General features: G+C 66.7%; 27 protein-coding genes and 1 tRNA gene. 17 read left to right on the top strand and 11 right to left on the bottom strand.

Annotated elements, in window-relative coordinates; translation table 11 throughout:
* Positions 1-29: 29 nt before the first annotated feature.
* Together NO876_RS05590 and NO876_RS05585 are read left to right on the top strand one after the other, a co-directional pair.
* The gene (locus tag NO876_RS05590) at positions 30-284 is read left to right on the top strand and encodes an AbrB/MazE/SpoVT family DNA-binding domain-containing protein (protein WP_256420699.1); all 255 of its coding nucleotides are present in this window, start codon (positions 30-32) and stop codon (positions 282-284) included.
* 6 nt (positions 285-290) lie between these two features.
* Entirely contained in the window at positions 291-695 is a 405-nt protein-coding gene (locus NO876_RS05585) for a PIN domain nuclease (RefSeq protein WP_256420698.1), read from the top strand.
* A 231-nt stretch (positions 696-926) separates the two neighbouring features.
* Here the strand turns inward: NO876_RS05585 and NO876_RS05580 are convergent, their stop codons facing one another.
* The gene (locus tag NO876_RS05580; protein ID WP_256420697.1) at positions 927-1508 is read right to left on the bottom strand and encodes a hypothetical protein; all 582 of its coding nucleotides are present in this window, start codon (positions 1506-1508) and stop codon (positions 927-929) included.
* Positions 1509-1674: 166 nt separating this feature from the next.
* Between NO876_RS05580 and NO876_RS05575 the strand changes: the two genes are divergently transcribed.
* Both NO876_RS05575 and NO876_RS05570 read left to right on the top strand, forming a co-directional pair.
* On the top strand, positions 1675-2070 hold the full coding sequence (locus NO876_RS05575; protein WP_256420696.1) for a RidA family protein: 396 nt from the start codon (positions 1675-1677) through the stop codon (positions 2068-2070).
* A gap of 195 nt (positions 2071-2265) precedes the next feature.
* A complete protein-coding gene (locus tag NO876_RS05570; RefSeq protein ID WP_256420695.1) occupies positions 2266-2601 on the top strand; it encodes a hypothetical protein in 336 nt (111 codons plus the stop codon).
* 563 nt (positions 2602-3164) lie between these two features.
* Here NO876_RS05570 and NO876_RS05565 read toward each other — a convergent pair.
* The 4 genes from NO876_RS05565 to NO876_RS18180 all read right to left on the bottom strand — a co-directional run bounded on the left by NO876_RS05565 (position 3165) and on the right by NO876_RS18180 (position 4943).
* Positions 3165-3344, bottom strand: a tRNA-Trp gene (locus NO876_RS05565).
* An 88-nt stretch (positions 3345-3432) separates the two neighbouring features.
* A complete protein-coding gene (locus tag NO876_RS05560; RefSeq protein ID WP_256420694.1) occupies positions 3433-3654 on the bottom strand; it encodes a DUF5795 family protein in 222 nt (73 codons plus the stop codon).
* Between the two features lie 92 nt (positions 3655-3746).
* Positions 3747-4724, bottom strand: a complete 978-nt coding sequence (locus tag NO876_RS05555) for a DUF5794 domain-containing protein (protein WP_256420693.1) — start codon at positions 4722-4724, stop codon at positions 3747-3749.
* Positions 4725-4730: 6 nt separating this feature from the next.
* Positions 4731-4943, bottom strand: coding sequence for a DUF8099 family protein (locus NO876_RS18180; RefSeq protein WP_390277626.1), 213 nt, complete (start codon positions 4941-4943; stop codon positions 4731-4733).
* Between the two features lie 327 nt (positions 4944-5270).
* Here NO876_RS18180 and guaB point away from each other — a divergent pair, with 327 nt between their 5' ends.
* The 3 genes from guaB to NO876_RS05540 all read left to right on the top strand — a co-directional run bounded on the left by guaB (position 5271) and on the right by NO876_RS05540 (position 7841).
* Complete coding sequence (gene guaB, locus NO876_RS05550; RefSeq protein WP_256420692.1) at positions 5271-6770, top strand: IMP dehydrogenase; 1500 nt, start codon at positions 5271-5273, stop codon at positions 6768-6770.
* Between the two features lie 140 nt (positions 6771-6910).
* Complete coding sequence (locus NO876_RS05545) at positions 6911-7510, top strand: HalX domain-containing protein (protein WP_256420691.1); 600 nt, start codon at positions 6911-6913, stop codon at positions 7508-7510.
* 187 nt (positions 7511-7697) lie between these two features.
* Complete coding sequence (locus NO876_RS05540) at positions 7698-7841, top strand: DUF7503 family protein (RefSeq protein WP_256420690.1); 144 nt, start codon at positions 7698-7700, stop codon at positions 7839-7841.
* Positions 7842-7847: 6 nt separating this feature from the next.
* Here NO876_RS05540 and NO876_RS05535 read toward each other — a convergent pair whose 3' ends face one another.
* The 4 genes from NO876_RS05535 to NO876_RS05520 all read right to left on the bottom strand — a co-directional run bounded on the left by NO876_RS05535 (position 7848) and on the right by NO876_RS05520 (position 12689).
* The gene (locus tag NO876_RS05535; protein WP_256420689.1) at positions 7848-10034 is read right to left on the bottom strand and encodes a hypothetical protein; all 2187 of its coding nucleotides are present in this window, start codon (positions 10032-10034) and stop codon (positions 7848-7850) included.
* A gap of 47 nt (positions 10035-10081) precedes the next feature.
* Entirely contained in the window at positions 10082-10903 is an 822-nt protein-coding gene (locus NO876_RS05530) for a DUF7504 family protein (protein WP_256420688.1), read from the bottom strand.
* A 137-nt stretch (positions 10904-11040) separates the two neighbouring features.
* Positions 11041-12204, bottom strand: coding sequence for a pyridoxal phosphate-dependent aminotransferase (locus NO876_RS05525; protein WP_256420687.1), 1164 nt, complete (start codon positions 12202-12204; stop codon positions 11041-11043).
* Positions 12201-12689 carry an Lrp/AsnC family transcriptional regulator gene (locus NO876_RS05520; RefSeq protein WP_256420686.1) on the bottom strand — a complete coding sequence of 163 codons (489 nt, stop codon included), beginning with the start codon at positions 12687-12689 and terminating at the stop codon, positions 12201-12203. Before NO876_RS05520 ends, NO876_RS05525 begins: the two co-directional genes overlap by 4 nt.
* Positions 12690-12816: 127 nt before the next feature.
* Here NO876_RS05520 and NO876_RS05515 point away from each other — a divergent pair, with 127 nt between their 5' ends.
* The 9 genes from NO876_RS05515 (at position 12817) to NO876_RS05475 (ending at position 22808) form a co-directional block, all read left to right on the top strand.
* Entirely contained in the window at positions 12817-14628 is a 1812-nt protein-coding gene (locus NO876_RS05515; protein WP_256420685.1) for a vWA domain-containing protein, read from the top strand.
* Between the two features lie 2 nt (positions 14629-14630).
* Positions 14631-17060: a VWA domain-containing protein gene (locus NO876_RS05510; RefSeq protein WP_256420684.1), complete on the top strand. Its 2430-nt coding sequence runs from the start codon at positions 14631-14633 to the stop codon at positions 17058-17060.
* Complete coding sequence (locus NO876_RS05505) at positions 17057-17413, top strand: Atg14 domain-containing protein (protein ID WP_256420683.1); 357 nt, start codon at positions 17057-17059, stop codon at positions 17411-17413. The genes NO876_RS05510 and NO876_RS05505 overlap by 4 nt, the downstream gene beginning before the upstream one ends.
* Positions 17406-18440: a DUF7502 family protein gene (locus tag NO876_RS05500; protein WP_256420682.1), complete on the top strand. Its 1035-nt coding sequence runs from the start codon at positions 17406-17408 to the stop codon at positions 18438-18440. The genes NO876_RS05505 and NO876_RS05500 overlap by 8 nt, the downstream gene beginning before the upstream one ends.
* A gap of 3 nt (positions 18441-18443) precedes the next feature.
* Entirely contained in the window at positions 18444-19385 is a 942-nt protein-coding gene (locus NO876_RS05495) for an AAA family ATPase (protein WP_256420681.1), read from the top strand.
* A gap of 2 nt (positions 19386-19387) precedes the next feature.
* Positions 19388-20281, top strand: coding sequence for a DUF58 domain-containing protein (locus NO876_RS05490; protein ID WP_256420680.1), 894 nt, complete (start codon positions 19388-19390; stop codon positions 20279-20281).
* A gap of 128 nt (positions 20282-20409) precedes the next feature.
* Positions 20410-21663, top strand: coding sequence for an MFS transporter (locus tag NO876_RS05485; RefSeq protein ID WP_256420679.1), 1254 nt, complete (start codon positions 20410-20412; stop codon positions 21661-21663).
* A gap of 100 nt (positions 21664-21763) precedes the next feature.
* On the top strand, positions 21764-22189 hold the full coding sequence (locus NO876_RS05480) for an EamA family transporter (RefSeq protein WP_256420678.1): 426 nt from the start codon (positions 21764-21766) through the stop codon (positions 22187-22189).
* 55 nt (positions 22190-22244) lie between these two features.
* A complete protein-coding gene (locus NO876_RS05475; protein WP_256420677.1) occupies positions 22245-22808 on the top strand; it encodes a thioredoxin family protein in 564 nt (187 codons plus the stop codon).
* Between the two features lie 180 nt (positions 22809-22988).
* On the opposite strand, the gene NO876_RS05470 is transcribed toward NO876_RS05475, so the two are convergent.
* Together NO876_RS05470 and NO876_RS05465 are read right to left on the bottom strand one after the other, a co-directional pair.
* Positions 22989-23438, bottom strand: a complete 450-nt coding sequence (locus NO876_RS05470; RefSeq protein WP_256420676.1) for an RNA-binding protein — start codon at positions 23436-23438, stop codon at positions 22989-22991.
* Positions 23439-23473: 35 nt separating this feature from the next.
* Complete coding sequence (locus NO876_RS05465) at positions 23474-23671, bottom strand: DUF1918 domain-containing protein (RefSeq protein ID WP_256420675.1); 198 nt, start codon at positions 23669-23671, stop codon at positions 23474-23476.
* A 140-nt stretch (positions 23672-23811) separates the two neighbouring features.
* On the opposite strand from NO876_RS05465, the gene NO876_RS05460 reads away from it, so the two are divergent.
* Positions 23812-24483 (top strand): DsbA family protein, encoded by a 672-nt coding sequence (locus NO876_RS05460; RefSeq protein WP_256420674.1) that lies wholly within the window; start codon positions 23812-23814, stop codon positions 24481-24483.
* Positions 24484-24535: the final 52 nt, after the last annotated feature.

The following is a 24535-nucleotide window of genomic DNA, read 5'->3' as shown; positions in this document are numbered from 1 at the left end:
TTTTGTTTGTACGGGCCGAACGTACCTCTATGACCTCGAAAGCCGACAAGCGGGGCCGGATCTATCTTCCCAAGGAGATCCGGGAGAAGCACGGGCGAAAATACCGCATCGTCGAACTGCCCTCGCACGTCGCGCTGTTCCCCGTCGCCGACGACCCGCTCGCCGCGATCGAGGACGAAGTCGGCGACGCCCTGGCTGGCAAAGACGTCGACGAGCTCAAAGCCGAAGCCCGCTCGAAAGCGGCCCGCGAGGTCGCAGCCGAACGCGACGAGGAAGGGGCCTGACTCCGGATGTACGTCGAGAGCGATTTTCTGTTCGCGCTCGCGAAGCCCGAAGACTGGCTGAAGGAGAACGCGAAGGCCGCGCTCGAGTCCGAAGACATCTACACGTCGCTCACCGCCTACACGGAGTTTCTGGTGTACTGGTACGACGAAGACGCGGGCCAGTACGCCGTCGACGCCGCGACGATCGTTCCGAACCTCCTCGAACTCGTTCCGGTCCGCCCCGCCGAACACGAGGAAGCGCTCCTCGCGGCCATATCCTTCATCGAGGAGTACGGAACTACACCGTTCGACTCTGTACACGCCGGAATCGCGCACGGCAACGGCGACACCGTCCTCTCCACGGAGCAGGATTACGACACCGTCGGCGTCGAACGTATTCCGCTCGATTCGTACCTCGACGGCTCCGAGTGACAGCCCACAAGACGAACGAGATTCACCCGAAAACGGATTTTTGTCTCGACTGAACCCAGTCGTCGGTCTCGGCCGCACGCCACACAGAACTGCAGGAGGTCCGCGAGCGGTCCGACGTCGACGACGTCGACGAGCTCGCCCCCGACCCCGAACCGGGTGACGACGGCTGATTCGACTACAGGGGATGCCGATAAACTGCTGTGGGGGCCGTGAACGAAAGCGCCTCTGGGTTCAGACGCCCTGGAGGTGTTCCTGCCAGCCGAGTATCCGGAATTCCTCCACGGGAACGAGCGCGTGGTCCTCGTACTGTCCGCGGTCGCTCCGGTACATCCCGCGGATCTCGTACTCTCGATTCGGTTGGTATTCGTGAATCGCCCAACAGTCGAGGAAGCGAATGAGGAACTTGACCGGGACATCGTGTTCCGAGTGCAGCTCGCGGGCCTCCTTCAGTTTCCGATCGCGGAACATTGTGTCGTCGTAGGCGTTGATGCTGCAGGTCCGGCTCTTGTATTCGAGGAAGTGATCGATTTCCCCGTCTGGCCCGCGGATCTCCCGGTCAATGTCTGTCTCCCGATCTTCGTGTGTCGATCCGTTCGGAAGCTCACGCTGTACGTACAGATCGACAGCCCACCCCTCTTCAGTCTCGTATTCGTGGACCGTCTCCAGCGGTGAGTCTTCGTCCTCGTCGGTCGTACCGACGGCGTGGATCGTCTCGCCACAGTCCGGACAATCAGTCAGAACCGCTCGATCTCCGCGAGAGACGTTCGGATTCGAGATCGAGGTATCGACCGTTCCGCAGTACGGACATATCATACACTGTGATTCGGTCAACGCGGAACTAGTAATTTTCCTGTAACACCTCAGAGGACTGTGCGTCTACTGTCTCGTGTCTCCTCATCGAGAGAAAAGAAATTGAGTGATGCCGTGTGACTCCCGTCCTTGCCGAAACCGGTTTGAGAATCGCCTATGCACAGTACGTATGGAACGTCGTCGCATCTCTTCCGGCACAGAGTGGGAATCGCGGGTCGGGTACTCCCGAGCGGTCCGCGCCGGCTCTCAGATCCACGTCTCCGGGACGACCGCGACCGACGACGAGGGCGACGTCGTCGGCGAGGGCGATCCCTACGAACAGACCAAACAGGCGCTCTCGAACATCGAGGCCGCCTTCAAGGAAGCTAACGCCTCGCTCGACGACGTCGTTCGGACTCGGATGTTCGTCACCGACATCGACGATTGGGAGGTGATCGGCGACGCCCACGGCGAGTACTTCGGTGACATCCGACCGGCGACGAGTATGCTCGAAGTGAGCCGACTGATCAGCCCCGAACTCCTCGTCGAGATCGAGGCCGTCGCCGTCGTCGACGGCGATACGTAGCCACGCTCAGACCAGTCGGAACGCGACGGTTCCCCTATAGACGAAAAATTGCTTTTTTAGCGGGCAGCATCTTGTCCCTAGAACGACTCTCGGTTTGTATGGTCGATGCCGAATCCTCCGAAGATCGGTGGGCTTCGACAGCCGATTGGATCCCACGACTCTGGAGATACACTTCGCCGACGGGAACGCCGATTGGTGTCGATTCGACGTCCGGTGGTTCCAGCGGGGCTACTACAGCTTCCACTACAGGACGAACAGGGAGTGAACTTCCGGTTCGACTACCACCCGAAACCGAACGCTCCGGACAAGCACTTCCACGCTCCACCGGAGGCTCGTTCGAGCGACCCCGAGCCGTCCTGCATCGTCGCCACCGAACCGACAGTAATACCGCGCGTCGTCGAGCGCCTTCGACTTCGCGTTCTCGTCGGTCGCTTCGAAGAGATTCTCTCAGAGTCGCTGTCGTTCGTCGGTGCTCTCGGTCCTCATTTCTTGCACAACCCCCTCGAACCGGCGTCGATCTCGACCGACTGAGCGCTCCGCTCGATGAATCTTTTTATAAACCTACGTGACAACCGGCTGACGCCGCGTGTCAGAGGCACACACTTCCCGCTGATTTTCGCACAAGCGGAGCTAATCCGCTTGTGCAATTCGCCGGCTCGGTTTTCGTCGACGTGTGACTGTACGGTGTCGCGCCGAAGACCCGTCTCCTAGGCGATCGGAGTCATTAGTCGAACAGCCCGGCGGTGGGTTTGACCTCCAGGGACGTGTCGCCGCCTTCGCCTTTGACGAAGACGTCGTCACCCTTCTCGATGCCGAGCCGTTCTTGTCCCGAACCGAGACGATCTCCGTCGACGTCGTCGTAGATCGGCAGCGCGTAGTAGGCGTTCGCATCGAGCAGCGCCGCGTGCTGTCCGTCGTCGCGCCCCTCGAAGAGTCACCGTCCGCGGATCGTTTGACCGCCGGCGTCGACGCGACGCTCCAGCGTCACCGCCAACACCCCCGAAATCTGACCAAAATTAACGTTAGGTCAGCAAATCCTTTTCCGGCCGTAGAAGTGCCTCTATTACTTTCTTTCGCAAGGACTAAGTTTGAAATGGGGCCGGAGGGATTTGAACCCCCGATCGACTGATATCTCCGGTACGCGCCTCGGTACTCCAGAGGGTCGTCATTGCGAGCCGATGATCAGTCGGCCGCTCGGTATATCAGTCTGGAGTGTCGTCACCGGGCGCCAAGCCTCTGGAGTCAGTCGCCATGCCGGGCTTGGCCACGGCCCCTGTGTGTGCATCCGTCCGTATGCCGATACGGCATAAAGGAATTACGATCGGTCGGCGGGCCGGCGGCGAAGAGGTCTGCGGTCCGGAGTTACCGGTCGGTGTCCGACCAGGAGCATTCTTGGCACTTGTAGGCCGTCACGAATTCGGTCACGCTCGGCATGTACCCGACAGAGATGACGTTTTCTCCGCACTCGGGGCAGTCGATCTCGGCGTCCTCGATCGACTCCGCTTCTAGCGGGGCTTCGCCCTCGACGAGTTCGGCGAGCCGTTTCGGCGTGACCATCCGTCCCTCGACGACGCGGTTGCTCATACCACGAAGACGACGCGGAGCGTGGTAAATCCGTCGTGCCGTCTCTGGGTGAGCGGTGCGTCAGCGAGGCGACGCTCGTCGACGGGGCCACATCAGAGCCACGGAGCCCGAGAACCGGAGCTGTCGGAATCGGGGTAGCCGTATCCGACGTCGCCGCCGCTCTCCTCTGAATCCCGTTCGTCAGGCGAGTCACCGTCGCCGTCTTCCTCGCGGTTGCCGCCGTCCGCGACGGCGGCCCGCAGCGAGGAGAGTGCGGATCCGGACGACGGTTCCGGCGTGACGTCGGGATCGGGCCCCTCGGACGCCTCCGCGGGGTCGGCGGCCTCGGCATTCTCCAGACTCGCGTCCGGGTCGTAGGCGAATAGGGCGGTGACGCCAAGCACGGCCAGTGCGACGGGCGCCTGGGTGGGAAGCAGCCCCAGCACGTCGACCGCGAGCATTCCGAGCGCGACTGAACTCCCGAAGCGGAAGCGGTCGATATCGACCGCGCCGCGGAGCCGCGGGGCGAAGACTGCCACCGCGAGTGCGAACGCGACGCCGACGCCGGCGGCCGCGACGGCCCGGAGGATCGTCCCGGGGTCGGGGTTGATCACGAGCGATGCGCCGCCGACCTCCAGGCTCGCGATCAGCCCGAAGCCGATGATGACGCTCGGCGAGGGGAGGTACTCGCCGATCTTCGCCGAGGCGGTCTTCGCGGCCACCGCGAGGATGACGAGCCCCGCGAACCGGTGGAAGACCTCGAAGTTCAGCACGCTCTTCAGCGTCTCCGCGAAGAGGGCCTCGATCCCCGCCACGGGGAGCAGGAGCGCGCCGAGGATGAGCACCGACGTCACCTGTTCGCGACGGGTGCCGTCCATCTCCGCGAGGATGACCGCGACGGTCGCCGAACCACCGAATATCAGCAGTCCCGTCTCGATGATGCCCATCGGGGTGCTGAGGGCTCCCGCGATGATGAGTGCCGGGAAGATCCCGTCGACGAGCGGGAGAGCCATCACCGTCGCCAGGAGTCGGGTCGCACCGCCCACCCGCTGCTCGAGGCGTAGTGCGACGGGGTGTCGTGAGACGCTCATTCGGGACTAACGGCCGTCACCATCGGCCAGACGGCGATGCGGGCGCAAGCCCGGCGCGGATGCGCCGTGGGGCTGCCCGAGCACTCCGAGCGAATCGAGCGCGGGGAGCGTCCAGTTCCCGCGTTTGAAGTTCTGCATCGCTGTAAATGTAAAGTTCGCATCGAATTCCGTGGTCTGCTGACCTGCGATGCGCGATGCAGAGGGACACTCGGAGTCCATACCTGAATTGTGTCGGAGTGGGATATTAAACGTTGTGTGGGACTGGTGCTCACGGTTCTGAGTCTCTTACAGCAGAGCCGCCGAGAACTACGTGATCTTCGAGAAATACGGACGAATTCACTCAAAGCGTCGTCTCTGGATGGATCTACTGGCAAACTTTGCGGCGATTACCTACTGGTCTTCCTCCGCCGTGGGAGAGTGACGGCCGAGACAGGCACGCGACAGATACGCGACGGCATCTGTGCCTTGGGACGTGAAGATATGACAACAGCCGCCACAGCGACGATGTCTCGCAATGCTTTTGTCGATAGGCTGTGGACCGTTTATATGGCGAAAGACGGTTCTACACGGGAACTATTCTCCGAAAAGCTACAGGTACCGGAAGCGCTCACGTTCGACGACGTCCTGCTCCGACCGATGGAGAGCCGCGTCGAACCCGATTCGGCGGACGTCTCCACACACGTCTCGAAGAACGTCGAGTTGAACATCCCGATCCTCTCGGCCGCGATGGACACCGTCACGGAGGGCAGGATGGCCATCGGTATGGCACGGGAAGGCGGTCTCGGCGTTCTCCACCAAAATATGGATACCGAGCGGATGGTCGCCGAAATCGAGCGCGTCAAGCGCGCCGACGAACTGGTGATCCGTCGGGAGAACGTCGTGACTGCGAGTCCGACACAGACGGTCCGCGACGTGGACGAGATGATGGAGCGCGAAGGCGTCTCCGGTGCGCCCGTCGTCGACGACGACGACACCGTCCTCGGGATCATCTCCGGGACGGACATCCGGCCGTATCTCGAGGTCGGCGAGACCGACGAGGTCCGGGAGGCGATGACCGACGAGGTCGTCACCGCGCCGCGCGACGTCGGGGCCCGCGAGGGGCTCGAACTGATGTACGACCACAAGATCGAGCGGGTCCCGATCGTCGACGACGACGATCGACTCGTCGGCCTCGTCACGATGCAGGGGATCCTCCAGCGACGCGAACACGAGAACGCCGCCCGCGACGAGAGCGGCCGCCTGCGCGTCGGCGTCGCCGTCGGCCCGTTCGACGCCGACCGCGCGGAGGCCGCCGACGAGGCGGGCGCGGACGTGATCTTCATCGACTGCGCTCACGCGCACAATCTCAACGTCCTCGATAGCGCCCGGGAGATCAAAGCCTCGGTCGACGCGGACGTCGTCGTCGGCAACATCGGCACCCGCGAGGCCGCCGAGGCGGCGGTCGACTTCGCCGACGGCGTGAAGGTCGGCATCGGGCCGGGATCGATTTGCACCACGCGCGTCGTCTCCGGCGCGGGGATGCCGCAGATCACCGCCGTCGCGCAGGTCGCAGACGTGGCCGCGTCCGAGGGCGTCCCCGTCATCGCCGACGGCGGCATCCGCTACTCCGGCGACGCGATCAAGGCCATCGCCGCGGGCGCGGACGCCGTGATGCTCGGCTCTTACTTCGCGGGGACCGAGGAAGCGCCCGGCCGCGTCATCACGATGAACGGCAAGAAGTACAAGCAGTACCGGGGGATGGGCTCCGTCGGCGCGATGAAGTCCGGCGGGAGCGAGCGCTACCTCAAGGACAGCGAGGAGGACGAGGAGTTCGTCCCCGAGGGCGTCGAGGCCGCGACGCCGTACAAGGGCACGCTCGCCTCGGAGCTCCACCAGCTCGTCGGTGGAATGCGCTCGGGGATGGGTTACGTCGGCGCCGGAACGATCCCCGAATTCAAAGACCGCGCCGAGTTCGTCCGCGTCTCCAGCGCCGGACAGACCGAGGGCCACCCCCACGACGTGATGATCACCGACGAGGCACCGAACTACAGCCCCGACGGGAACTGATCCGAGTCTTAACCCGATATTAACCCGTTCAGGTCTGCGATTTTTCCGACTCGTCACTGACGAACTCACAAGGGGTATCTTGATATGCCCTCGGCAGCCAATCCTTCGTATCGGTGTCTCAGAACACCGCAGACTAACCAATGAGTGCTGATCCGCCGATGGTGCTCGTCGTGGAAGACGAGCCAGACCTCGCCGACCTGTACGCAACGTGGTTGAGAGACGAGTATCGCGTTCGCGTCGCCTACGGCGGTCGCGAGGCGCTCGAGGAACTCGACGAGGAGGTCGAGGTGGTCCTGCTCGATCGACGGATGCCGGATCTCTCGGGCGACGAGGCGCTGGAAGCGATACGAGAGCGCGATGTCGGCTGCCGCGTCGCGATGGTCACCGCCGTCGAGCCCGATTTCGACATCGTCGCGATGGGCTTCGACGACTACCTTGTCAAACCGGTGTCACGGGACTCGCTGAAGGAGACCGTCGAGAACCTGCTCCGTCGGAACAGTTACGACGACGGCATCCAAGAACTGTTCGCGCTCGCCTCGAAAAAGGCGCTCTTGGAGTCCGAGAAGGACGCGGCCACCCTCGAAGAGCACGAGGAGTACCAGAAGCTCACAGAGCGCGTTCAGAACCTCCGGGCGCAGCTCGACGACACGCTCACCACGTTCGACGAGGAGCACGACTTCACGGCGATGTACCGGGATCTCGGCGGCGACTTCGACGTCGACGCTGACAGTTCCGAGTGACGACAGGTCCGCTGCGGTTTTTTCCGAAGGACGGCAATTAAGCCGAATTAAGAACCACCCGGCTTCGAGAGGCACTCTCGTCGCTGTACATCTTTTTGTGTCGTTCTTCATTGACTAAATTAAGATAATATTATATCAGAAAGTGTCAGAAAATTTTATTTTAAAGCGCGCCGACGTACCAATCGTCATGTCCGAAAATGACACCAACGCGGTCGCACAGTACCTCGCTGACCACCCCCGCGCGATGGGCGTCCTCTTCACCGCGCTCCTCCTGCTCTCGCAGGCTGGAACCGTCGCCGCCGGGAATCACACCGCAATCTCGGGTCCCTGAGAGAGATTACAGATCTTCGAGATCGACGGTATCGCTCCACCGGAGTTGCTGATTGATCAACACTGGTATATTCTCTAGAGAGAGAAAGTCCGCGGCTTCCCCGCGCGACAGTCGGAACGTGTCGATCGTCCCCGACGACAGATAGTGACGATCGTTGCCGGGCACGTACGGACTGACGAGGCTCCCGAGGCCGAACTCAGCGGCAGGGTATGTGACATACTCCAAAAGGTACTGATCAGTGTCCTTCGTTATCTTCACCATATTCGGGAGCATCGCCTGAACCTGCGCCACGGAGAAACTCCCGTCGCCGACGACGATGTAGTCGCTGCCGATGTAGCTGTCTCTGCAGGCCAGATCCAGCGAGATCCTGATCGGGAACCCGTAGTTCAACAGTCGGGCCAGACTGCGGCCGATGTCGACCGCCCCGCTGTTGACGACGTCGCTGAGGGTGACGATGCCCGCGATCGCGCCCCGTTCGATGAGTTCCATCCCCTGCTCGTAGGACTGACAGGCGTTGAGGAGGAACGAGTCCACGCCGATCGTCTCGATGCTCGTGACGTCGAGCGCGCCGTCCGGGCACTGAAAGCCGTCCTCGTCGATGTGCCCGATGTAGTGGAGGAACTCCGTCTCCTCTGCGAGCACGGACCGGAGTTCCGCGACGGTCAGTTCGTAGTGCGTCCTGATGTCGAACGGGAGTTCCTCGCGCGATCCGTACACCGCCTCGACGGCGTCGCGTTCCTCGGCCATTCGCGGGTCGTTGCAGACAACGGTGATACCGATGTCGCCCTCGATCGGCTCCCGCGTCAGGCGGTTCCGATACGCCTGCAGGGACGCCTTGCTCGCGCCGATCGGGATCCCCGTCCCGAGCCACGCCTGTTCCAACGAGTCGGTCTCGGGGGGCTGGACGTACGTCCGCTCGGCGTCGGCGGTTCGAGCGTCGCGGCTCCGCGTGCTCGTGCTACGCGTGAACTCCTCGACCCTCGACGGCGTCGCCGTCGGTTCCGGGGGTCCACGGACGAACTCCGCGACGGCATTTGCCTGGACCGCCGACCCGGCGGTCGGTTTCGACTGCGGCGTCGTCACCACGGCGAGGTCGTTTGCGACGAACGGCAGCACCTCCACGTTCGACGTCGACGGCGCGACGTGCGCGGTCAACTTCCAGTCGGGAATCTCGGATTCGACGATCTCGTACGGGACGCCGAGATACGCCTCTAGCTGCTCGCCGATCGAACGGTCGTAGAGGTCTGCGAAGTCCAACCCGAGTCTCGGTTCGAGCGTCCGCCGCTCGTGGAGGTCGACCTCGTAGTAGCCCTCGGTCCGGGTGAGACAGTCCAAGAAGAACGTCTGTTTGAGCACGCGTTCGACGGACGCCTCGAAGCCGTCTGGGCCGTCGAGATCGTGGCTGAACCCGCCCTCGGTCACGATTCGGGGCGAGTCCCCGGGTACGACGGTCGCGCCGAGGTAGTACGCCAGCGGCGCGGCGACGTAGACGTGCCGGCGCGTCTCGGGCAGTTCGATCGTGACGTCGGTCTCGGGCGGCTCCAGTCCGTCGGGTGCCTCGAACCGGTCGCCACGCTCGATGACCGGGGGATGCCCGCGGAGCGTGGGGTACGATCGCTCGACGCTCGTCGTCTTCAGCGCCGATCCCAGAAGCGAGACCGCACGCATCGCGTCCCGCGGCCGATCCGTGGTCCGGATCGTCGCCGCCGGGCGCTTGTGGTGCGACCGCGCCCCGACGAGCACGTCGGTCTCCTCGCCGAACTCCACTCGCGTCTGCGTCGCGTCCGAGACCACGCGCAGCGACGAGTCGACGCGGAGGTAGAGTTTGATCGGAGCGAACAGTTCGACGCTGTAGGTCCCCCGCGGAAACGTCTCGTCGGCGAAGTGTTCGGCCTGTGCGATCATGTTCCCCCCGCCGTCGCGAATGCAGACCGACACGACGGTCTCGAGGTCTAACCGGTCGGTTCGAACGCTCACCGCCCCATCTGCCGGGAATCGGAACGCGTCCGGATCGGCCTCCCTAATCCGCATCGGATCGGGCGAGGAGAGCACGAACTGGCTCCGCTCGATCGGGTCGGAGACTTCGAGTTCGGTCCGTTCGGTCGAGCTATCGAACTCGATCTGGAGGTGATTCGAACCGGTCGATCCGGCTCGCTCCCCCGCTGGCGTCGTACGGCCCCCGAGCCCTTCCATCGTGACAATACATCACTTACGCCGCAAAAAGCGTACTGGTGGTCGGGCTACCGCCCGTCGTCGATCGGGAGCCACTCCGAGGTGAGCCCGGCGTCGCGGAGATGCCAGCGCTGCTGTGGCTCTCTGCCGTCGAGCCGCAGTTCGACGACCGCGTCGAAAAGCGGCGCGAAGAGGCGGACGATCTCCGAATCGAACGGTTCGGGCACGCGGACGTGTCCCATACCCCCGACGGACCTGACATCGTTCGCGAGCAGGTGGAGGAAGCGAAACACGGTCTGTCTGTCGTACTCCGAAAGCAACGGGGCCACACAGTCGAACGCGACGCGTAACTCGGCGGGGTCGAGATCACCCGCGACGGCGTCGAACTCCCGGATCGCCGTGCCGATCTCGACGCCGAGATCGACGATCGATCCCTCGACTGTGACCGTTGCGTCGTCCCGGGTCCGATCGCCGCCGTACGCGTCGAACGACGTCGAATCCGACGTCGGTGACGGTGGGGCAGTCGGCGAAGCGAGGCCGCTGGACCCGTCCGGGCCGAGCCGATCGCTTGCACCAGTCGCTCCCGACGCGTCCGCTGTCGAGTTCCGGGCGGCGAGGTCGACGCTGAGGATCCGCGTCCACTCCGGCGTCCAGCGATCGATCTGATCGAACCGGACGTCCGAACCCGACCCACGTTCGACGACGAGTCGCCGGCGGTCCGCGTCGCCGTTCCCGCCGAGGAGGCACGCGGAGACCCGAGTGTAGACGTCTTCGGGGACTGTTCCGACGACCAAGAGCGCGCTGCCGCGGGACTTCAGATCGTCGAGGGCGGTCGCGACGCCCACAGTGGCACCGACGGTATTCCCGTCGGTACCGCCACCTGTGTGCATTCGTCACTTCCGTACGCATCGATCGAAGTAATAGTTTGTGATACGAAACGTTCGGGCGGATCGTCGGCCATCGGTCGACCACGACGTCGGTACCTCCCGACTGATGAGACGGGGGCGGTCCCTCGCGACGACGGAGGTCAGCGGCTCTCGACGAACGATTCGATCCGGTTCAGCGCCTCTTTCAGCTCTCCCATACTGGACGCGTACGACACGCGGAGGTGTCCCTCTCCCCCGTCGCCGAAGACGCGGCCGGGGACGAGTGCGACGCGCTCCTCACGGATGAGCGCCTCCGCGAACGCCTCGTCGTCCTCCCAGCCCGGCGGGCACTTCGGGAAGACGTAGAACGCGCCCTTCGCCTCGAAGCAGTCCATCCCGATCTCGTTGAACCGCGAGATGACGAACTGACGACGGCGGTCGAACTCCCGGCGCATCTCTTCGACCGCGCCGTCGCAGGAGTCGAGCGCTTCGATCGCGGCGAACTGCGCGGTCGTCGGCGCCGACAGCATCGTGTACTGGTGGATCCGGTTCATCGCGTCGATCACCGCCGAGGGCCCGAGCGCGTACCCGAGCCGCATCCCCGTCATCGCGTACGCTTTCGAGAACCCGTTGAACACGACGGTCCGCTCGCGCATCTCCGGCAGCGTCGCGATCGAGACGTGCTCGTCCTCGTAGCGGAGCGCCGCGTAGATCTCGTCGGAGAGGACGAAGAGGTCGTGCTCGCGGACGAACTCCGCGACCTCCGCAAGTTCCTCTCGCGTCATCACCGCGCCCGTGGGATTGTTCGGGTAACAGAGCACGAGGATCGAGGCCTCGTCGGCACCGGCGCGTTCGAGATCCTCGTACGTGAGGACGAAGTCGTTCTCCGCGTGGGTCTCCACCGGAACGACCTCGCCGCCCGAGAACGTCACCGTCGGTCCGTAGGAGATGTACGAGGGCTGCGGGACCGCGACGGCGTCGCCGGGGTCGATGAGCGCACGCATCGCGAGGTCGACCGCCTCGCTCGCGCCCGTGCTGACGAGGATCTCGTCGTCGGGATCGTAGGAGAGGTCGTAGCGCGTGACGTGCTCTGCGATCCGCTCGCGGAGGTCCCGTCGCCCACGGTTGGCCGTGTAGGAGGTCCGTCCCCGCTCCAGGGAGTCGATCGCCGCCGTTCGGGCCGCCCACGGCGCTGAGAAGTCGGGTTCGCCGACGCCGAGCGAGACGAGGTCGTCCATCTCCTCGGCGAGTTCGAAGAACCGCCTGATCCCCGACGGCGGCGTCTCTCTGGCCCGCCGGGAGAGCCGCTCTGTCGGACCTGTCATGGCGAGACGGCGAGGCGGTCGTCGTCGTCGCCGTCGCCGAAGTAGACGCCGCGCTCCTTGTAGGTCCGCATCACGAAGTGCGTCACCGTCTGGGTGACCTCCGGGATCGGCGCGATCTGCTCGGAGACGAAGTTCGAGACGTCGTGCATCGACTCGCCCTCGACGTCGACGGCGAAGTCGTAACTCCCGGAGATGAGCCGCAGCGACGCCACCTCGGGGAACTTCGCGATGCGCCGGGCGATCTCCTCGTAGCCGGTCTCGCGGTCGAGTTCGACGTTCAACTCGACCTCCGCACGGACGTGTTCCTCGTCTACGCTGTCCCAGTCGACGACCGCCTGGTAGCCGCGGACCGCGCCCTCGGACTCCAGTTCGTCGACCAGTTTCTCGACCGTTGCTGCGTCCACGCCGAGTTGTCGCGCGATGTCCTCGGTGCTCTGTCGAGCGTCGCTCAGCAACAGGTCGAGCAGTTCCCGCTTCGCTTCCATACGCGATCCGAAGCGGCCCCGATTGAAAGGGTTTGCTCTCCCGTCCCCGACGTGTCGGCGGCGACCGCCCACCGTTCGCGCCGCAGGTGGGAAAGGCACAATACCCCGGGGGACCGCCTCACGCACGATGGCCCTCTCGGACGCCTTCCTCTCCCCGCTCGGACTCGCTGCCCTCCTCGCTGCGGTTCCCGTGGTACTCCTGTACCTGATCCGACCGGATCCGCGACGCGTGACGCTGCCGACCGTCCGTTTCCTGTCGGATTCGGACGGCAGGTCCTCGTCGCGGCCGCTGCTCGAACGCCTGAAGCGCAGCGCCCTGCTGCTCCTCCAACTGCTCGCGATCGTCCTCTTCGCGACGGCGCTCGCGACGCCGTACGTTCCGGTTTCGGAGTCCGAGACCGTCGAGGAGACGGTCCTCGTCGTCGACGCCAGCGCGAGTATGAACGCCGAGAGCGACGGCCGGACGCGCTTCGAACGCGCCGTCGCCGCCGCACGCGAGGAGACCTCCTCGACGACCTCGGTGGTCGTCGTCGACGGGCAGTCCTCGATCGCCCTCAGAGCCGGCACCGCGAGCGACGCGGCGGAGACGCTCTCGGACCTCCGCGCCACCGACGCGCCCGGCGACCTCCGGACGGCGGTCGCGCGCGGGTCGAGTCTCGCCGGCGAGAACGCCCGGATCGTCGTCCTCAGCGACTTCGCCGGCGACACCGACTGGGAGGCGGCGATCCAGTCCGCCCGCGCCCGCGGGCTGACGGTCGACCTCCGGCAGTTCGACGGCGGCGGCGACGGCAACGTCGGTATCGTCGACCGGGAGTTCTCGGGGGAGGAAGTGACCGTCTCGGTGCAGAACTTCGGGAGCGAGGCGGTCACCAGACAGGTCGCGCTGGGCGAAGCCGAAGAGAGCGTCTCGCTCGCTCCCGGCGACGTCCGCAGCGTCACGCTCCCGGTGCCCGCCGGCGGGGGCGAGATCCGGCTCTCGCCGGGTGACTCCTTCCCCACCGACGACACCGCGTACGTCGCTGCGCCCGAGGACGCCGCCGTCGACGTGCTTCTCGTCACTAACGACGAGAACCGCTATCTCACGACGGCACTTTCGGTGATCAGTCCGGTCGAACTGACGATCGTCGAACCGCCGGACTCGATCCCCGAACCGCCCGAGGAGACTTACGACGTCGTCCTCTACAGCAACGTCGACGCCGACGAGATCCGGGACTCTCACGTCTCCGCCGGCCGCGACGCCCTCGCGGCGGGCGGCGGCGTCGGCATCCAGGCGGACGAGTCGATGCCGGTCGAGGCCTACGGCGACCTGCTCTTGCTCGCCCCCGACGCGATGGGAACGAACCCGACGCTCGCGACGCCCGCAGCGGACGAACTGACGCGCGAGGTCACCTTCCCGCCGCCGGAGCGGTACGTCCGCGGTGACCTCCGGTCGGGACGGGCGCTCGTCTCGACGAACGACGGCACGCCGATCGTCGCGACCGAGCGCCGGGGCGACGGACGGGTGCTCTACTACGGGTACATCGAGTCGGCGTCGTCGTTCAAGTTCGACTTCGAGTATCCGATCTTCTGGAAGCGGAGCGTCTACGCGCTCGCGGGCCGGGAGTCGCTGTCGGAGCTGAACCGCGAGACGGGCGATCGGCTCTCCTTCGACAACGAGACGACGATCGAGACGCCGCGCGGCGAGGTGACGGCCTCGCGAATCGACGCCACGGACGCCGGCTTCTACGTCGCCGACGGGAGCCGATACAGCGCGTCGCTGTTGGATCCGCAGGAATCGGACGTATCGGCAACGCCGGTCGAGTCCGACGCCGGCGGCGGACCGACAACGAGGGAAGAAGAGCGGACCGTGCCGGGTCCGCTGACCGAGTGGGTCGCGCTCGGACTCGCCGCCGTCGCGCTCGGTGAGGTCGCCTTCCTCCGCCGGCGGGGTGATCTGTGATGATGCGTAGTTTGATATCGTCACTTCCGGTTTATCGCGGGCCACTGTCTTCGGGGCAGCCACCCTCTCCGCTCGCCGCCGCCGTCGAACTCACGGAGGCGCTCTCGGTGGGCGTCGAGCGACCGCTGCTCCTCCTCGCGTTCCCGATCGCGGCCGTCGCGCTCTGGGCGCTCGTCTTTCGCGATGCCGACGGGACGGCGTCGGAACGCTCCAGACGGTGGTTCCTCCTCGCGCGGGTCGTCGTCGTCGCGCTTCTCGTCCTCTCGGCGGCCGGCCCCTACACCGTCCAGTCGCAGGTGACCGCAGGCGACCCCAGCGTGACGCTGCTCGTCGACGAGTCCGACAGCACCGCGGTCACGCCGAACGTCGCGGACCGGATCACCGAATCGATCGAGAGCGAGGGCGTCTCCGTCCGGCGGGTCCCGGTCGGCACGAACGATTCCTCGCCCGTCGGCGAGGCCGTCGCGGCGAACGTCCAAGCGGACGGCAATCTGGTGCTCCTCAGCGACGGTCGGGTGACGAGCGGCCAGTCGCTGCAGGAGGCGGCGACGCTCGCGCGCTCGGTCAACGCGACGGTCTCCGTCGTCTCGCCGGAGCCGCAGTTCGCCGAGCGGTACGTCAGCGTCGCCGGGCCCGAGAAGGTGAGTCTCGGCGTCGAGAACGCCTTCGCCGCTCGCGTCGACGGCGTCGGCCCGAACACGTCGGCGACACTCACGGTTCGCGTCGACGGCGAGCGGGTGCTCGAACGGTCTTTCGAGGATGCCCCGACGACGGCCCAGTTCAACCACACGTTCGAGTCGACCGGCAGCCACACGATCACCGCCGAGATCGAGACGACCGACCGGTTCGAGGAGAACGACGTCTTCGGAAAGACCGTCCGCGTGGTCGAGCAACCGAAGATTCTGTATCTCTCCCCCGGCGAGTACCCCTTCCGCGACTACCTCGGCGACCTGTACGACGTGGAGACGGCCGACGAAGTGCCCGAGGACCTCTCGCCGTACTACGCCGTCGTCGTCCAGGACGCGCCAGCCGGTTCGGTGGGGAACGTCGACCGGCTCCAGCGGTTCGTCATCGACGGCGGCGGCCTGTTCGTCGTCGGCGGCCCCAACTCCTTCGAGAGCGGCGGCTACGAGGGGTCGAACCTCGCGTCGATGCTCCCGGTCACGACCGGCGAGGGCCAGGCCCGCGCGACGAACATCGTCCTCGCGGTCGACGTCTCGGGGAGCGCCCGGGAGGGGATGGCGATACAGAAGTCCGCGGCGCTCTCGGTGCTCGATCAGTTGGGCGACGAGAACGAGGTCGGGATCGTCGGCTTCAACTACCAGGCCTACCGCGTCGCGGACGTCGAACCCCTCTCGGACAACCGCGCCCAACTCGAAGACACGATCCGACGGCTCCGCGCCGGCGGCGCGACGGACATCGCCGCGGGCGTCCGCGGGGGCGGCGACCTCCTCGGCGATCGCCCGGGGACGATCATCCTCGTCAGCGACGGTCACGACAGCCCCGACGAGGCCGCCGGCGTCGCCGCGCAATTATCGGACCGCGGCGTCCGCGTCGTCACCGTCGGTGCCGGCGAACGCGTCAACGAGCGCACGCTGCAGACGATCGCCGGCGCCGGCAGCGGCAGTTACTTCCGCGCGACCGAGACGACCCGCCTCGGCATCCTCTTCGGCGGCTCGGGAGCAGCCGGTGCGTCCGAACTCGTCGTCCTGGATCGGCGCTCGTTCGTCACCAGTGGCGTCACGCTGACGTCGTCGCCGGGGGCGTTCAACGACGTCTCAGTCCGGCAGGGCGCGGACTTCCTCGTCGCCGGCGGCAACGGCCAGCCCGCGCTCGCGACGTGGCGCTACGGGCTGGGCCGGGTGGCGACGCTCACCGCCCACGGCGAGGACGGGACGCTCGACGGCCTGCTCCGCGAGCCCGACTCGCTGCTCCTGACGCGGACGACGAACTACGCCGTCGGCGATCCCGAGCGGAAGGCGACCGGGGTCACCGGAATCTCCGACACGCGCGTGGGCGAGTCGACGGCGGTGACGTACCGCGGTACCGAGCGACCCGAGGCTGCGGGGGCGTCGTTCCAGCGGGTCGGCGAGGAGACGTTCCGGGCGACGGTAACGCCCGAGGAGACGGGCTACCACGACGTCCTCGGCGCGACGTACGCCGCGAACTACCCGCGGGAGTACGCCGCGTTCGGGCCGGATCCGGCTCTCGACACGCTCGTCGCCGACACTGGCGGTCGAGAGTTCACCGCCGCCCAGGGGGCAGAGATCGCGCGGTTCGCGAGCCAGCGCGCCCGCGGCGTAGAACCCGTGAAGACCGACTGGACGTGGCTGTTCCTCCTGGCCGGACTGCTCGTCTTCACGGCCGAGGTGAGCTATCGGCGGCTTCAAGTTCGTCGCCGAACGACCACCTCTGACGGAGGTCTCCCGTGACGTACGTCGGTCGCCGACTGAACATCGCGCTCGTCGCCGCCCTCCTCGTCCTCGCCGCGGGGACGGTCGGAGCCACGGCGCTCTTTCAGTCCGGCGTCTCCGAAGTCGAGGCCCAGAACGAGCAGTTGCGGGCGCAGAACGAACAGCTCCGCGAGGAGCTCCGGTCCGCTCGCGACCGGATCGAATCCTTAGAGACGCGAGTGAGCAGCCTGGAGTCGGAACTGGCGGCGGCGAACGAAACGCTGGCCGAGGTCCGGTCCGAGCGCGACGGCTACCGAGAGGACCTGCGCTCGGTCTGTGAGCAGTTGCGGGAGGAGAACGACAGCGTCCCGGAGGAGTGCGAGGATGTCTGATCCGGAGCAACACGGACCCGACGAGGACGGGCGGTTCGACGCCGACCCGGGGTTCGTCGACGGCGGCCCGTCGAGCGACGGCATCAACGACGGTGCCGACGGCGAGGCGGGCGACGGTGTCGAAGCCGGCGCCGAGGAGTCGACCGCGCGGATCCGCGACGCGCTCGACGAGGTCAGAGCCGAGGTTCGCAAGGCCGCCGTCGTCCACGCCGCCGTCGACGCCGCGCTCCTCGCGCTCCTCGCGAATCTCGTCCTCGCGCTGATCGAACCGCCGTGGCTCGCTGTCGACGTCCGGATTCCGGGACTTCTCGCCGAAGCGCTCGGGGCAGCCCCGCTCGTCGGCGACTTCGCCCCGCGGGCGGTCGACGCGACGTCGCTCGTCGCCGTCGCCATCGGCCTCGTCGCGTTCGCCGGGGAGTACGCCCTCAGGCTGCGCCGCCCGCTCGTCGAGCAGTTCGAGGCCGCGAACCCGCCGGTCCGGGAGGCGCTGCGAACCGCCCGCGACGCGGTCGACCACGGCGCCGACACCGAGATGGCGCGTCGGCTCTACGGGGACGTGATCGAGACCCTGGGGCGCACCTCGACGCTCGAACTCGTCGAGACGCGCCGCGTGGCGGTGACCGTCGTCCTGGTCGTCATCGTGAGCCTCGCGAGCGTTCAAATCGCCGTCGTCGACCCCGACCTCGCCGGGCTGTTGGGGGCCGGCGGCGGCGACCCGTCCGTCGATCGACCGGACGACGACGAACTGCAGGACGGCGATCAGATCCTCGGCGATCCCGAGGACGTCGAGGCCGGCGACGAGTTCGAGAACATCTCGGTCCCGGGGACCGGCGAGGGGAGCGGCGACGCCCCGACCGGGCCGGGCGACGGCTTCGGCGGGGGCGGCGGTACCGGCGAGTTCGACAGCCAGCAGGCCGGCTTCGCCGGCGAGGAGCGGATCGAAGACGCCGAACTCGTCCGCGAGTACAACCTCCGGATCAGGGAACTCGACGACGACGAAGACGGAACCACGAACGATGCACGCTAACCTATGAACGGAACGAACGAGGAGATCGACCGGATACAGCGCAGACTCGCCGCCCTCCGCGAGGAGGTCGCGAAGCGAATCGTCGGCCAGTCCGACGTCGTCGAACAGCTCCTCGTCTGCCTGCTCTGCGACGGCAACGCCCTCATCGAGAGCAACCCCGGGCTCGGCAAGACGACGCTCGTGCGAACGGTCGCGGAGGCGACGGACCTCTCCTTCTCCCGAATCCAGAACACGCCCGACCTGATGCCCGCCGACATCACCGGCACGGAGATCATCCGGGAGGTCGGCGGGGAGCGGGAGTTCGTCTTCGAGCGCGGCCCCGTGTTCGCGAACCTCGTCCTCGCCGACGAGATCAACCGCGCGACGCCGAAGACCCAGGCCGCGCTCCTCGAAGCGATGCAGGAGAAGCAGGTGACGACCGCCGGGGAGACCCGCGAGCTGCCGCGGCCCTTCTTCGTGCTCGCGACGCAGAACCCGATCGATCAGGAGGGGACCTATCCCCTGCCGGAGGCCCAGACCGACCGCTTCCTCCTGAAGATCCTCGTCGACTACCCCGACCGCGACGAGGAGCGGGAGATCGTCGACCGGTACACGACGGGCGCGCCCGATCCCACCGTCGATCGGGTGCTCTCGCGGGACGGCCTCCAGCGCGCCCAGCAGTTGACCCGCCAGGTCCCCATCGCCGACGACGTCCGCGACGACGTGATCGACCTGGTACGGGCGACGCGAACGGCCGAGGACGTCGAGTTCGGCGCGAGCCCGCGGGCCAGTATGGGACTCGTCCTCGCCGCGAAGGCTCGGGCGTTCCTCGACGGCCGGGCGCACGTCTCCTGGGCGGACGTCGAGGCGATGGCCCACCCGGTGCTCAGACACCGGCTCATCGTCGACTTCCGGGCCGAGCGCGAGGGCGTGACCCCCGACGACGCCGTCTCGGCGCTGCTGTGACGATGCCGATCGAGCCCGCCTTCTTCGACGAACTCGCCCGCCTGGAGCGGTCGCTGCGCCAGCAGACCGACTCGCGGCAGCAGGGCGAACAGCAGTCGCCGAACGTCGGCGAGGGTCTCACCTTCAGTGACTACCGTCGATACACTCCCGGCGACGACGTCAGGTTGATCGACTGGCGCGTCTACGCCCGGACGGACGAGTACTTCATCAAGCAGTACGAGGCCGAGCGGAACCTCACGGTCCACGTGCTCCTCGACACCTCGGCGTCGATGGACTTCGGCGACGGGAGCGAAAACAAGTTCGAGTTCGCCGCGCGCGTCGGCCTGGCGTTCGCCTACATCGCGGCCGCGGGCCACGACTCGTTCCGCTTTTCGACGATCGGGACCGACTTCGAGAGACTCGATCGCGGTCGGTCGACGCGCGGCGAACTGCTCGGCCTCCTCGATTCGGTCAACGCGATCGACCCGGACGACCGCACGGACTTCGTCGAGTCGCTGTCCGCGTACGCCCGAACGATCCGCTCGCGGTCGCTCGTCGTCGTCGTGAGCGACTTCCTGGAGGACCCCGAGGCGATCGAGGACGGACTCGCGGCCCTCGGCGACACCGACGTTCTCTTGGTTCACGTCGTCGCGCCCGAGGAGCGCGACCCCGACGTCGTCGGCGACACCGTCTTCGAGGACCCCGAGACGGGGTCGACCCATCGGGCGTACTTCGCGGGGTCGACCGTCGAGTCGTATCGGAAGCGGCTCTCCGCCCACGTCGACGAGATCGAAGCGCGGGCGCGGCGGTACCGCGCCGAACACGTGGTCGTCGACACCGGCGCGGACTTCTTCGACGCGTTCGCCGAGGTGTGGGCGACGCGGGAAGAGAAGCGTTCGCGGGCGACTCGCGGCTGAGGGCCCACGGGTGCCGTGGAACACGCTCCGCGGCGGGGGGAACGGACGCCACGCTTCCCCGGGGGATGCGAACCTCTCTCCGGATCGCATTCGGCGACTATATTTCCGTCCGGGGGTGACAGTCAGCCGTGACTGACGCGCAGGACCGCCGGGTGGTCGGCCTCGTCGCCGGCTCGCACTTCGTCAACCACGCGTACATCGTGATGTTGGCCCCGCTCGTCACCGTTCTCGCGGCGCGATTCGACGTCAGTATCGCCGCGATCGGGCTCGCGATCGGCGTGCAGAACGCCGTCGTCCTCGCCCTCCAGCTCCCCTTCGGGTACGTCTCCGACGCCTACAGCCGGACGCTCGTCCTCGGGATCTCGCTCGTGGTCGGCACCCTCGGCGCCGCGCTCACGGCGCTGTCTCCCTCCTACTGGTGGCTGCTCGGCGCGCAGGTGATCCTCGGGGTCGGCGTCGCCGGCCACCACCCGGCGCATTACCCGCTCCTGGCGGCTGTCTCGACCGCCGAAAATCGCGGGCGGGCCTACAGCGCCCACGCCTTCGGCGGCGCGGTCGGCCTCGCCGCCCCCTACGCGGTGGTCGCCGCGACGACGGCGCTCGGGCTCTCCTGGCGCGTCGCTATCGGCGTCGTGACCGTCGTCGGAGGGAGCTACGCCGCGTACTGTCTGTACGGGTTCCGCTCCGTCGACGACGAGGTCACGCGCCCGGGGCTCGCGGAGCGCCCCGACGGGCGACCGACGCTCCGTTCGGTCCCCGGGCGAGTCCAGTCTCTCCTCCGGACGCTCGCCTCCTCGCGCGGGATCCTCGCGCTGACGGTCCTCGCCTTCCTCACCTCGGTCTCGGCGTGGGCGATCCGGACGTACACGCCCAGCCTCCTAGCTGCGGGGTACGGGCTACCCGAGGGGACCGCGAGCGCGCTCACCGCCGCGATGCTCGTCGTCGGTTCGGGGCTCATCCTCGTCGGCGGCGCGCTGACCGACCGAATCGGAACGGGCCCGGTCGTCGTCGCTGGCTACGGGCTTCTGACCGTCGTCGCCGCCCTGCTCGCGACGCTCGCGCTCCCACCGCTCGCGCTCGGAATCGTGCTCCTCTTCAGCGGCAGCATCAGCCTCTCCCGGCCGGCCCGGTCGTCGCTGGCGGACGCGCTCTCGGCGCGGGCCGACCTCGGAAAGAACTTCGCGCTGGTCACCATCGGCATCTCGCTCGGCGGCGCGGTCGCGCCGCCGCTGTTCGGTTACCTGATCGATGCGGTCGGACTCGCGGCGTCGTTCGCGCTCGTCGCCGTGCTCGGCGCGTGCTCGCTCGCGCTGGGATGGCGGATCGCCCGCGTCGCCCAACAGACCACCTCGACGACGGCGTCAGCCGCCGCTGACGACTGATCCCCGCGGCAGCGGTGGCGTCCGCGTCCGCGCCGATGGACGGCCGGACCGCCCGTCTGCGATCGAAACGATGAATCCGCGCCTGTGCGGAGAGTCGGGTATGAGCTACCTCCCGTGGGCGATCCTCGCGCTCGTCGCCTACTCCCTCGTGGCCCCGTTTATGCGGGTCGCGACGACCGGCACGGCGCAGATTCCGAGCAACGTCGCGACGATGATGACGAACACGATCCTGGTCGTTCTGACCGCCGGCATCGTCCTCTACAACGGCGAAGACGCGTTGGGGTACGTGACGCATCCGAAAGTCGGCTACGTCGTCCTCGCGGGCGTCTGTCTGACGGTGGGCATCCTCGCGTACTACCGAGCGCTCTCGCTCGGCCCCGTCAGCGTCGTCTCGCCCATCTTCGGGATGTTCCTCGTCCTCAGTTCGATCCTCGGGATCGCGTTCCTGAACGAGTCCCTGACCGCGCGGAAACTGCTCGGAATCGGCCTCGGCGTCGTCGCGGTCTACCTCGTCAGCGTCGAGTGAGTGCCGGTCCCGGGCGAACGAACACCACTTCTGTCTCGGGACCCAATCGACGGGTATGGTCCTGGTCGAATCCGATTCGGAATTGGCGCACGGCGACGAGGCACCGGCGTTCGAACTCCCGGGTGCCGACGGCGAGACGTACGCGCTCTCCGATTTCGCCGACCACGACGCGCTGCTCGTCGTCTTCACGTGTAACCACTGCCCCTACGCCGAAGCGAAGGTCGACGAACTCAACCACCTGAGCGAGGCGTACGACGACCTCGCCGTCGTCGGTATCAACCCGAACGACGCCGAGGAGTACCCCGACGACTCCTTCGAGCGGATGCGCGAGCGCGTCGAAGACGGCGAAATCCGCTACACGGCGTACCTCCGTGACGAGTCTCAGGACGTCGCTCGCGAGTACGGCGCGGTCTGTACGCCCGACCCGTTCCTCTTCGAACGCGACGGCGACGCCTTCCGACTGGCTTTCCACTCTCGAATCGACGACGCGATGAACCCCGACGCGGAACCGGAGCGATACGAGATGCGCGAAGCCGTCGAGGCACTGCTCGCGGGTGAGATGATTCCGGTCGAAGAGACGCCGTCGCAGGGCTGTTCGATCAAGTGGACCGAGGACTGATCGACTGGGCCGAGTCGGTATCGTAGTACCGGTTCGCTCCGAACGAGAGCGGCTTCCTCTCGCGAGCGTTTATATCCGAATGCGGGACCACGCACGCCGTGTACTGACCGCTGACGCGGGGCGTGCCGCGGTTGCGTAGCACAGCGCCCTGCGGCGACCGCCCGTGCTGCCTGTTCGCCACTATTCGGTATCCGAGTCGAGCGCGTCCGCTCGTTCGAGCGCCTCGCGGGCGTTCTCGACCGCCGCCTCCTTCGTCGCGGGGTAGGCCTCCACCTTTGCGCGGAGGGTGATACCGTCGCCGCGCCGGGCGTCGCCACGGAAGGCCGCCTGCTTGTCGAGCCGCAGGAACAGTTCCGTGTTGTCGGTGACGCGCTCGTCGAGTTCCGAGAGCAGCGTCTCGAACTCGGGGAGTTCGCTCAGGCGAGCGAGGACGTGCCGGACGTCGTCGGCGTTCTCGACGCGCGCGGAGAGGACGACGATCCGGTCGCCGTGGTGGCCCGCGCTCTCGGTTCGGGTCAGGTCGAACTCCTCGGGGAGAAACGTCCGCAGCGCGCTCTCGACCCGCTTTTCGTCCTCGGTCTCGTAGCAGAAGGTCCGCAGATCGACGTAGTGAAACGGGATCCGGGGCATTGGGGACGCTTCGCGCCGAGAGGGGAAAAACTCCGCTACTCCTCGTCGTCGGCCTCGTCTGCGGGGTCGAGCTGGTCGGCGGAGATGCCGACCTCCTGACCGTCCTCGAAGCTGACGGTGTAGGTGGCGTCGCCGAACATCGTCTCGACGACCTGCGTGATCGTGCCGGTCTCGCCGTCGAACTCGCTGTGCTTGTCGTGCAGTACCACGCTGTCGTCCTCTTCGAACTCCATACGGGAGAAGGGAGCCGCGGCGGTGAAAAGTCGACTGGTTCTGACCGGGCGCGACGCCGCTGCGGAGCGACGCGGCCCTATGGGGAAGCACTCGTTCGGGATCGGCACGGTATATATGTCGCCGATTCGTTCACACAGCTATGCGACCCACACGACGGGCCTACCTCGCTGCGATCGGTGGAACGGCGGCGGTCGGCGCTACGGCAGGCTGTCTCGGCGGATCGGGATCGGGATCAGAGAGCGCAGATCTGCCCGACGGTTGCGACGTCGGCACGCTGGAGTCGGTCTCCTCACTGCCCCGCCCGACCCTCGGTCCAGAGGACGCTCCGGTGACCGTCGAGGTGTTCGAGGACTTCGCCTGTCCGCACTGCCAGACGTTCACGACCGACGTGTACCCGGAGATCAAATCGAACTACGTCGACGCCGGGGACGTCCGGTATCGGTTCTTCGATTTCCCGATTCCCGTCGACGAGACGTGGTCGTGGGCGGCCGCCTCCGCCGCCCGCGCGGTGCAGGACCGCGCCGACGACGAGACGTTCTTTGCCTTCACCGAGGGCGTCTACGAGAACCAGGGCGATCTGAGCGAGAACGGGTATCAGATCGTCCACGATCTGGCAGACGAACTCGGCGTCGACGGCTGTGCGGTCGCCGCGGCCGCCGACCAGGAACCCTACCGCGAGGTCGTCGAGGCGGATCGACAGACGGGTTCTGATCGGGACATTCCCGGAACGCCGGCCGTCTACGTGAACGGGGAACTGCTCGACGACTACCAGTGGGACGCGGTCAGTTCGGCGATCGACAGTCAGCTGTGAGCTCGTACTGTCGGACGTACATCTGTGTATGATTTCGGCACCCGGAGTGTCG

The organism is Halobellus rarus, from assembly GCF_024494595.1.
GTDB classification, from domain to species: Archaea; Halobacteriota; Halobacteria; order Halobacteriales; family Haloferacaceae; genus Haloquadratum; species Haloquadratum rarum.
This window is presented reverse-complemented; position numbering and strand designations above follow the sequence as displayed.

What these genes read in the sequence shown, in the direction of transcription:
- NO876_RS05510 (WP_256420684.1), top strand. Translation starts at nt 14,631, where the DNA reads ATGCGTAGTTTGATATCGTCACTTCCGGTTTATCGCGGGCCACTGTCT.
- NO876_RS05490 (WP_256420680.1), top strand. Translation starts at nt 19,388, where the DNA reads ATGCCGATCGAGCCCGCCTTCTTCGACGAACTCGCCCGCCTGGAGCGG.
- guaB (WP_256420692.1), top strand. Translation starts at nt 5,271, where the DNA reads ATGGCGAAAGACGGTTCTACACGGGAACTATTCTCCGAAAAGCTACAG.
- NO876_RS05530 (WP_256420688.1), bottom strand. Translation starts at nt 10,903, where the DNA reads ATGCACACAGGTGGCGGTACCGACGGGAATACCGTCGGTGCCACTGTG.
- NO876_RS05585 (WP_256420698.1), top strand. Translation starts at nt 291, where the DNA reads ATGTACGTCGAGAGCGATTTTCTGTTCGCGCTCGCGAAGCCCGAAGAC.
- NO876_RS05580 (WP_256420697.1), bottom strand. Translation starts at nt 1,508, where the DNA reads ATGATATGTCCGTACTGCGGAACGGTCGATACCTCGATCTCGAATCCG.
- NO876_RS18180 (WP_390277626.1), bottom strand. Translation starts at nt 4,943, where the DNA reads ATGGACTCCGAGTGTCCCTCTGCATCGCGCATCGCAGGTCAGCAGACC.
- NO876_RS05535 (WP_256420689.1), bottom strand. Translation starts at nt 10,034, where the DNA reads ATGGAAGGGCTCGGGGGCCGTACGACGCCAGCGGGGGAGCGAGCCGGA.
- NO876_RS05465 (WP_256420675.1), bottom strand. Translation starts at nt 23,671, where the DNA reads ATGGAGTTCGAAGAGGACGACAGCGTGGTACTGCACGACAAGCACAGC.
- NO876_RS05470 (WP_256420676.1), bottom strand. Translation starts at nt 23,438, where the DNA reads ATGCCCCGGATCCCGTTTCACTACGTCGATCTGCGGACCTTCTGCTAC.
- NO876_RS05545 (WP_256420691.1), top strand. Translation starts at nt 6,911, where the DNA reads ATGAGTGCTGATCCGCCGATGGTGCTCGTCGTGGAAGACGAGCCAGAC.
- NO876_RS05515 (WP_256420685.1), top strand. Translation starts at nt 12,817, where the DNA reads ATGGCCCTCTCGGACGCCTTCCTCTCCCCGCTCGGACTCGCTGCCCTC.
- NO876_RS05540 (WP_256420690.1), top strand. Translation starts at nt 7,698, where the DNA reads ATGTCCGAAAATGACACCAACGCGGTCGCACAGTACCTCGCTGACCAC.
- NO876_RS05475 (WP_256420677.1), top strand. Translation starts at nt 22,245, where the DNA reads ATGGTCCTGGTCGAATCCGATTCGGAATTGGCGCACGGCGACGAGGCA.
- NO876_RS05500 (WP_256420682.1), top strand. Translation starts at nt 17,406, where the DNA reads ATGTCTGATCCGGAGCAACACGGACCCGACGAGGACGGGCGGTTCGAC.
- NO876_RS05520 (WP_256420686.1), bottom strand. Translation starts at nt 12,689, where the DNA reads ATGGAAGCGAAGCGGGAACTGCTCGACCTGTTGCTGAGCGACGCTCGA.
- NO876_RS05480 (WP_256420678.1), top strand. Translation starts at nt 21,764, where the DNA reads ATGAGCTACCTCCCGTGGGCGATCCTCGCGCTCGTCGCCTACTCCCTC.
- NO876_RS05560 (WP_256420694.1), bottom strand. Translation starts at nt 3,654, where the DNA reads ATGAGCAACCGCGTCGTCGAGGGACGGATGGTCACGCCGAAACGGCTC.
- NO876_RS05495 (WP_256420681.1), top strand. Translation starts at nt 18,444, where the DNA reads ATGAACGGAACGAACGAGGAGATCGACCGGATACAGCGCAGACTCGCC.
- NO876_RS05575 (WP_256420696.1), top strand. Translation starts at nt 1,675, where the DNA reads ATGGAACGTCGTCGCATCTCTTCCGGCACAGAGTGGGAATCGCGGGTC.
- NO876_RS05590 (WP_256420699.1), top strand. Translation starts at nt 30, where the DNA reads ATGACCTCGAAAGCCGACAAGCGGGGCCGGATCTATCTTCCCAAGGAG.
- NO876_RS05460 (WP_256420674.1), top strand. Translation starts at nt 23,812, where the DNA reads ATGCGACCCACACGACGGGCCTACCTCGCTGCGATCGGTGGAACGGCG.
- NO876_RS05525 (WP_256420687.1), bottom strand. Translation starts at nt 12,204, where the DNA reads ATGACAGGTCCGACAGAGCGGCTCTCCCGGCGGGCCAGAGAGACGCCG.
- NO876_RS05555 (WP_256420693.1), bottom strand. Translation starts at nt 4,724, where the DNA reads ATGAGCGTCTCACGACACCCCGTCGCACTACGCCTCGAGCAGCGGGTG.